Annotated in this window: 1 protein-coding gene and 1 pseudogene; both read left to right on the top strand. The window is 45.7% G+C overall.

The window, feature by feature from the left end:
* Window positions 1-223, top strand: a pseudogene (locus CA598_RS32575) (transposase); the annotation flags it as partial.
* Window positions 224-258: 35 nt separating this feature from the next.
* A complete protein-coding gene (locus CA598_RS31605) occupies window positions 259-1158 on the top strand; it encodes an IS3 family transposase (protein ID WP_306440502.1) in 900 nt (299 codons plus the stop codon).
* The last annotated feature ends 58 nt before the right edge of the window (window positions 1159-1216 follow it).

The following is a 1216-nucleotide window of genomic DNA, read 5'->3' as shown; positions in this document are numbered from 1 at the left end:
CCCTAGCACGATTACGAACTGGGTAAAGTTCTATAAAGAACGATTTGGTGAACAGGCGACGCCATCTGTTAACGAACGTATCGAAGATGCTAAGCGTGTTCAAGAGTTAGAAAACAAGATGGATACTGCTATTAAACTGCTGGGTGAAAAGGATCTGGAGATTGAACTCCTGCGTGAACTGCTAAAAAAGACCAACCCCGCTTACAAGACAAACTGGAAATAGCCGATGAAAGCATTAAGCGGGGCTATGCGGTATCGGTGGTGCTTCGAATGGTAGGTGTGCTGGAATCGACTTACTATGCTCGTAAACAGCGTCAAGAAGGCAAAGAGAAGTCCACTGAAACCTTTGGAAAAGTCGGAAGACCGATCCCTGCCTACTCCTTGACGAAAGACGGCCAAAAGGTCAGCGATGAGCAGATTGGAGAGTGGCTAAGCGAAATCGTCGCAGGCGAGGAACACGGCTATGGTTACCGTAACTTGGCACACGCCCTTTATATCCAGCATGACTTAATTCTGAACCACAAGAAGGCCTACAGGCTCTGTAAAAAGCTAGGGCTGCTACAAAAGAAGCCTGACAAAAAGGTGAAATATCCAAGACGGCTTGCCCAGAACCGTATCGTTACAGGAGCTAACCAACTCTGGCAAATGGATATTAAGTATGGATACATTCATGGCTATGACCGCTTCTTTTTTATCTTTGATATGATCGATGTTTTTGACCGCTGTATTGTCGGATACCACTTGGGTGCAAGCTGCAGCGCCAAGGAGATCTGCGCGACCATTAAGCAGGCCTTGAAGCAGCGTGTACAGCTTGGAGAAGCCATGCCCATTCTCCGCTCGGATAATGGGCCGCAATTTCTCAGTCATACTTTTGCAGAGATGTGTATGGACAAAGATGAGCCCCTTATTCATGAACGAATACCGCCCAAAACGCCGAATATGAATGCATATATTGAGTCTTTCCACAGCATTTTAGAACGAGATCTGTACAGAAAAATGTACTTTGAAACCTTTGAAGAAGCGTATGAAACCGTCGCGGAGTACATTGGATTTTACAACGAGCGACGTTTTCACGGTAGTTTAAACCGATTGAGTCCTAACCAATACCATGCGGCTTGGAGAGCAGGCCAAATGGGAGAGGTGAAAATCTCACTTTAAGAAACTGTGAAAACCTGAGATTTCAAGAGAATGACTCCATAATTAAGGGGCTGAACCG

The organism is Paenibacillus sp. VTT E-133291, from assembly GCF_002264395.1.
GTDB classification, from domain to species: domain Bacteria; phylum Bacillota; class Bacilli; order Paenibacillales; family Paenibacillaceae; genus Paenibacillus_AQ; species Paenibacillus_AQ nitricinens.
This window is presented reverse-complemented; position numbering and strand designations above follow the sequence as displayed.